This is a genomic window from Cyanobium sp. BA5m-21 (assembly GCF_024346235.1).
GTDB lineage: Bacteria > Cyanobacteriota > Cyanobacteriia > PCC-6307 > Cyanobiaceae > Cyanobium_A > Cyanobium_A usitatum.
Window position 1 is genome coordinate 1 of sequence record NZ_JAGQCO010000081.1, and the last position, 6,060, is coordinate 6,060.

A 6,060-nucleotide genomic window follows, 5' to 3' on the forward strand; every position below is an offset into this window, starting at 1 on the left:
CACGATGGCCTTCAACCTCAACGGTTTCAACTTCAACCAGTCGATCCTCGACGGCCAAGGCCGTGTGGTGAACACCTGGGCAGACGTTCTGAACCGCGCTGGTCTGGGTATGGAAGTGATGCACGAGCGCAACGCTCACAACTTCCCGCTTGACCTTGCAGCAGCTACTGCCACACCCGTGGCACTAACCGCACCTGCAATAGGTTGATAGTCAACAGCCCAGCTACGGCTGGGTAATACGGAATCCCAAAAGCTCCCTTGAATAAGGGGGCTTTTTTGTTGGCTGGGTGCACTACCTCGATCTATCACCCGCCACGATGGGACAAGCTCTTACTCTCGCCGTGCTTTTCAATCCCTTCTGCCTGTTCACTACAGCCCAGGTATTGGCTCTTAAAGGCACCGTGCTGTTGCTGCTCACCCTGCTGATAAAGGCCAGAATTCAAATCGTGGCTGGTTCGGCGCTCGAGATCTTCCTGCTGCTGCTCCAGACCCTGGTGTTTCTGGCCATCGGCGGTGGGCTACTCCTGGCGGGCGGTGGCGCTGCGTTTGTCGCCATACAGCGACGTCGGTCCGCACAAGCCTGATCGCCAGCCATGGCGGTTTAAGTCGCCCCGGCGCTGGAGCCTGTGATGAACCAGGTGCTCGCCGCTGAGGATGGCGTGGCCTGCACAGCCACCGCGGCCCTGGCCCAACTGAACGCGCCGGTAGGGTGACGCCACCGCGGTTGTGTTAATGGGCTGGAGCCAACTCACGGCAATCAACACCGCCAAGGCGCTCACGATTGTGCTGCTGCTGGTGCTGGCGGCAGTGATCGGGGTGCAGGACATGCGCCAGGTGCTCTACCTCAGCCTGCACATCAGCTACTGCCTCTGGTGGTTGCTGGAGCAGTGGCTTTTCCCCGAGCGGGCCCGCCAACTGTTCAACGAGCGCGTAGGGGTGGTGAGCTTTGGCTTCGCCCTGCTGTTCATCGGCGTGCTCTACAGCCTGCCGGGGCTGCTGGCCTTTCTCAATCCCGTGCCTATATCCCAGGTCGCCGTGGCCCTGGCACTGGTTCTATTCAGCTTCGGCAGCCTGATCAACGCCAGCGCCGATGCGCAGAAAACCACCGCCAAGGCGATGGGGGCTGGCCTGGTGAGCGATGGCATCTGGCGGCGCGTGCGCCATGTGAACTACCTGGGCGATCTGCTGCGCTACCTGAGCTTCGCGGTGGTGGCCGGCAACATCTGGGCCTACCTGGTGCCGGCTCTGGTGCTGCTGATCTACCTGCAGCGCATCGGCGAGAAGGAGAAGCAGATGGCAGCGAAATACCCGGAATTCAGCGCCTGGCAGCAGTGCAGCGCCAGGCTGCTGCCAGGCATCTGGTGAGCTCAGGAACCAGCAGACCCTGGCTCTCAGCCGACCTGCCCTGCGTGCCCGTAATGCCCTTGTGCTGTGGGCGCAGCAGAGCTTCAGGATTCGTTCAACAGGCTCAGCGCTTCCATCACCTGAATGCGGATGCCGCCCAGCCGGGTCCAGACCCGTACCGCATCCTTTCTGCTCTGATAGGGGCGCCAGTCGTCCTCAGCGATGCGGCGCTGGAAATGGGCTGCCACACGCAGGGCAACGGCGACATCGCTTCGCCTTGCCAATCGCAGCGTTGTCCCCCCGATCACCACATCAGCAGGCATGGCGTTGGAGAGTAATCAGGAACTGGCCTGGCTCATTCTCTGCCATTCCCAGCCCCTCTCGGGCCAGGATCGGGAAACAGCCTCTGGTCCGTTCACCAGAATCTGCATCGCCACCGCAGTGATCAATAGACCCATCCGGCGCTGCAGCACCCTTTCGTAGGTCTGACCAAGTCAGCCCCGCAGCCGCGGTTTGAGCTGCATAAATGGACAGAGCCCCATGGCGATGGGGCAGATCACCAGCAGTCGGCGGGTTCAGGAGGCGGGAGCTTGTGCAAACGCCGGTGAAATTGTGCCGATAAACCGCCAAGGCACTTCCAGGCAGTTGATCACCGCTACACGACTGACACGCCGCAGTAGGGAAGCGCGTACGGCGTCGACTTGGCCCACGACGTTGAGCCACCCACCGCCAAGGTGGACAGGCTTATGGCGATGGAGGGGTGATGCCCAGAGCTTGGGCGCCAAAGTGCCGCGTCATGTCGGTCTGCAGATGCCAAGCCGTCAGCAACGTTTTGGCGATGCGCCTGAGCTCGTCCACGTCGTTGCAGGCATCGATGGCTCTTGCCTGGGTCTCAACAACGAACTGGCGACTGAGGTCACAATCCAGCATGGCCTTGATGCAATGTTTCGAAATGTTAAGCAGTGGTAACGCCAGGCGCGGCCGGTTTCCCGCATGATTCCAATTCCTGTGTCGCAGGCTTCAACCACGCGACCGGGCTACCAGAGGGCTGCAGCCGCCTGGGCTGGCGCGTCTATTGGCAACGTGGACGCCGGCAGATCAGAAAACAGATCCTGCGACTTGAGGATGGCAGACAAATTGAGTTGATTCTCCAAAAGGCAGGCATGCCCACTATTCGGAAGCTGAACGATTGTGGTGTCTGGAAGAAAGCGTGCCAATCGCTTCGCTTCGCGTTGAGAAGGCAGGAGTCGATCCGCTTCTGAGGCCAGGATTAAAACAGGCTGACGCACGCGATCCAGGGGCAGATCCTCCAGGCGGAACTGTTTAAGCAATGCCAATCTCCAGGCAGCGCTTTGAGGCCTCACAGCCTGCATGGCGGCCAGCAGCTGATGCCGCCTGTGCCTGCTGACCCGATGGGATGCAATCAGCAGATTGCACAGACTGAAGGTGGAGAGCTGGTAGATCGGCGTGGGCAGCAGCTGAGTCAAAGAGCTGCAGGCACCGATCCAGGGATGACGCTGAGCTGAGGAGGCGGGATTGATCAGAATCAGTTGGTCACACAGCTTCGGAAAGCGTGTGATCAATCTCAACGCCAAACAACCACCAAACGATTCACCACAAATTGTGGTCTTTCGCCCAGGATGCCGTTGCTGCTCCATCTGGATCAGTGCGGCGACATGCTCGGTCAATTCTTCCCATCCTCTGAGGTCGTCTGGAGGAATAGACAAGCAACGAATGTCAAAGCCAGTGCTGAGTCCAGCAACCTGTGGTTGCAGCAACGCACCACTGCCATCCATGCCCGGCAAAAAGACAAACAGCGGTCGTGATGCCGTTACGGGTGTACAAGCAAGGAGCCGCAAAGACTTCGGGGTGGCGATCATGATCAAGGAGTACTAATAAGCATCAGCGGGCCAACAATTCAGCGATCTGGCTCCAACAGGCTTGGGTGAGCTCTCGCGCTGTAGTAGCTCCGCCGCTACCTCGATACCGAGATTTCCAACTCTCGTCGATCAGCAGAGGATGGCCAAAGAGAACATCAACATGCCGATAGAGGATTGCAGAATGCCAGCCATCGCGTTGAAACAGTGCTTCTGATGGATCAAAGCGCCGAAACAAGGCAAGCGGGGCAAGCTTTCCCCGTTTTTCCTCCCTTGAAGCAATGGCAATCGGCAGGATCGCTAGGCCATCTACCGGCACCTTCAGGGCTAAATGGGCAAAACCCCTGTAGAACGGGCTGAGCTGCTGAGGGGCGTTGGTCTTCACCATCGGATCCGCACCCTCAGGAAACACGCCCACCACCTGATTGGCTTGCAGAAACCTGGCCGACTGCCGGAAGAACGATGCCTGCCTTCTCTGATCTGCCTCGAGCGGAAAGGCGCCCATCAAGGCAATTGCCTGCTGCAGTAGCGGCACTTGACTCATGTAATAGTGACAGGCGAATCGCACAGGGCGGCCGATCGCCGTCATCAGCAGTGGAGCATCAAGCAGGCTGCGATGGTTGCTGACAATTAGAAGTTTGTTTTTGGTAGGTATTCTCTCAAGATTGTGCAACGAAACTGATATTCCAGCGGCATCCAGCAGGCTGCGAGACAGTTGCAAAGGGATGGGATGTTTCATGCTTGCTGCTTGCCACTCACGAAAATGTTGTCCAAGTATTTATACTGCCTCTCCCTTTTCAAGAGGATTTCATATATCTATGCTGCAAATACTCTGTAGCTAAAAGGGGCCGTTGCAAGCTTAAATTCTGGCGGTTAGGCGCACAATTGAGCCTTTTGGCTTTCAGCGCTGATGGACGGGCGATCCTGTCGGAAAAACTGGAAACGCCCCTCCTATCGACTTGTCGTCAGGCGGCCAGGGCCAGGGAGGATCGGTTCCTTGGTTCGAGCGGGTCGGTCCACTCGTTCAGCGCCTGGAGCGGCAGATGTGGCTGCGGTGCTACCCGGCAGCCCACCTGGATCTCCCCTTGATCGAGCAGGCGGCCCAGCCGCTGCATAGCTGCCTGCTCAGTCCTGGCAAAGTGATCTTGCTGGCTCAGCAGCCAGTCGATCTCAGCCTGGGTGATTACCCCGGAGCTCAGGCTCTCGAGGAACAGTTCGCCAGTGGTCATCGTTTTGTAACGAACTAGTTACATGCTGGTGGGCGGGCGGAGCATCCGTGAGGCCTGGGGCTCCGAGCCGCCGCCCGGAAGTTCCGCCATGACAAGGCTGGGCTGGATGTCCGTGGCGCTTCACGTTCCTTAATGAAGCTTGCCATGATTTTTGAAAACGACCTCCCACCCCGTGTCCACGTACACCCTGCTCGAACTGTTCGGCGGCTTCATGGCCGCCTGTGTCGCCCTTTGGTTCATCTCGATGAACAGGTTCGTCGCAATTGACTTTCCCGCCTCTAGGTCTGCGCCTCTAGCTGGGCTCGCAGCAGTGGCGCCTGCCGTCCGCGCCTACCTGCAGCGCCCAGGTTTGCTGGCTTCCGTCGGTCTGCTGCTGCTGCGCCTGAGCATCGGCGGGCTGATGATTCACCACGGCCAGGAGAAGCTCGCCGATCCTCAGCAGTTCGCCAACACCTATGTGGCCTCGCTGCACCTGCCCTTCCCGCTGTTCTTCGCGTACGCCGCCGGCTTCTCGGAGCTGATTGGCAGCTGGCTGGTGATCCTCGGCCTGCTTACGCCCGTGGGTGCCCTGGCCCTCAGCGGCACGATGACGGTGGCGGCCTATCAGCACATCTCCACAGCCGGCTTCAACATCTATGTGCTGGAGCTGGTGGTCCTCTATCTAGGCGGCAGCCTCGCCCTGCTGTTCAACGGCCCCGGTCGCTTCTCCTTCGATGCCGGCATCGTGCCGGCTGTGCTCGACGACCTCAGCGCGACCAATGACCTTGAGCCTGCTTTCTCCTCACTGGACGCTGGCGAGCTGCGCGCCATCCCGGTGACCGTCAACTCCAACGCCCGCGGATGAGCGGGCGTGTTGCTTTGGCCTTCTTCCTCTGGACTCACCTCCCTCGATCAACAGGGACCGAATCGGTAGGGGGAAATTGATGCAAGCATCCTTGGCTTTTGCTGCCTCCCTGCCACGTTTGTTGGATTGGCACCCCAGCTACTGCCCTGACTCACGGCTATAGCCATGAACCCACCGCTGATCTTTGTGGTAGCCCCGGCACTACAGCTGCCTGACGCCACCACTTCTCATGAGGTTCTGCAGCAAGCGCAGGCCGCAGGGCCCTCCACTGGTTTCGCTCTGCGGATCTTCAACCGGGGCTCTGAGCATCCCGATCTGGGGCTGCTTCCCCTCGATGGTCGTCTTACCGGGGAGCAACGCCGCAGCAGTGATGGCACTCAGTTGCTCTGCGCAGCACTGGTGGTTCGGATCGAACCCCGGCACCACTGGCTCGGTGTCTACCAGGGCGATACGGAGGACCCAACCTGCCTGCGGTGCGTCGATCGCGTGGCGCTAAGCGAGCTGAGCAATACCACCTGCTGGTTTTACCCCACCCATGACGGGACCTTCCTGAGCTGGGAGCGTGGCCTGCACCTCACCTTGAAGCCGGGCTCGATCGTCGATTGTCCTGAGGAGCTGAGTTCTGCGCCTTACGACCGCAACCTGATCTCCGTGCTCTGGAGCCTGCTGGGCGACGACGCCAGCCTCACCTGTGTGGGGCTCACCTACGGAGGCCAACGCCTTGTATTGCCAACGGAAGCGCTCAGCTCCGACCCGATGGCGACCT

Annotated in this window: 10 protein-coding genes and 1 pseudogene; 5 read left to right on the forward strand and 6 right to left on the reverse strand. The window is 59.7% G+C overall.

Annotated features, from left to right (window positions below; genetic code table 11):
* From KBY72_RS13820 to KBY72_RS13830, 3 genes and pseudogenes are all read left to right on the forward strand, one after another.
* Positions 1-208, forward strand: a pseudogene (locus KBY72_RS13820) (photosystem II q(b) protein); the annotation flags it as partial.
* Positions 209-317: 109 nt separating this feature from the next.
* Positions 318-584, forward strand: coding sequence for a hypothetical protein (locus tag KBY72_RS13825; protein WP_254961154.1), 267 nt, complete (start codon positions 318-320; stop codon positions 582-584).
* A gap of 148 nt (positions 585-732) precedes the next feature.
* On the forward strand, positions 733-1,365 hold the full coding sequence (locus tag KBY72_RS13830) for a methyltransferase family protein (RefSeq protein WP_254961155.1): 633 nt from the start codon (positions 733-735) through the stop codon (positions 1,363-1,365).
* An 83-nt stretch (positions 1,366-1,448) separates the two neighbouring features.
* Here KBY72_RS13830 and KBY72_RS13835 read toward each other — a convergent pair whose 3' ends face one another.
* The 6 genes from KBY72_RS13835 to KBY72_RS13860 all read right to left on the reverse strand — a co-directional run bounded on the left by KBY72_RS13835 (position 1,449) and on the right by KBY72_RS13860 (position 4,450).
* Positions 1,449-1,667 (reverse strand): hypothetical protein, encoded by a 219-nt coding sequence (locus KBY72_RS13835; RefSeq protein ID WP_254931587.1) that lies wholly within the window; start codon positions 1,665-1,667, stop codon positions 1,449-1,451.
* Positions 1,668-1,919: 252 nt separating this feature from the next.
* A complete protein-coding gene (locus tag KBY72_RS13840; RefSeq protein WP_254993816.1) occupies positions 1,920-2,054 on the reverse strand; it encodes a hypothetical protein in 135 nt (44 codons plus the stop codon).
* Between the two features lie 34 nt (positions 2,055-2,088).
* Positions 2,089-2,274, reverse strand: a complete 186-nt coding sequence (locus tag KBY72_RS13845) for a hypothetical protein (protein WP_254961156.1) — start codon at positions 2,272-2,274, stop codon at positions 2,089-2,091.
* Between the two features lie 107 nt (positions 2,275-2,381).
* Positions 2,382-3,224, reverse strand: coding sequence for an alpha/beta fold hydrolase (locus KBY72_RS13850; RefSeq protein WP_254961208.1), 843 nt, complete (start codon positions 3,222-3,224; stop codon positions 2,382-2,384).
* A gap of 22 nt (positions 3,225-3,246) precedes the next feature.
* The gene (locus tag KBY72_RS13855; protein WP_254961157.1) at positions 3,247-3,960 is read right to left on the reverse strand and encodes a lysophospholipid acyltransferase family protein; all 714 of its coding nucleotides are present in this window, start codon (positions 3,958-3,960) and stop codon (positions 3,247-3,249) included.
* A gap of 226 nt (positions 3,961-4,186) precedes the next feature.
* The gene (locus KBY72_RS13860) at positions 4,187-4,450 is read right to left on the reverse strand and encodes a hypothetical protein (RefSeq protein ID WP_254961159.1); all 264 of its coding nucleotides are present in this window, start codon (positions 4,448-4,450) and stop codon (positions 4,187-4,189) included.
* 172 nt (positions 4,451-4,622) lie between these two features.
* On the opposite strand from KBY72_RS13860, the gene KBY72_RS13865 reads away from it, so the two are divergent.
* Entirely contained in the window at positions 4,623-5,294 is a 672-nt protein-coding gene (locus KBY72_RS13865) for a DoxX family protein (protein ID WP_254931583.1), read from the forward strand.
* Between the two features lie 165 nt (positions 5,295-5,459).
* Positions 5,460-6,060: hypothetical protein (locus tag KBY72_RS13870; RefSeq protein WP_254993817.1), on the forward strand; the 601-nt coding region annotated here is incomplete at its 3' end.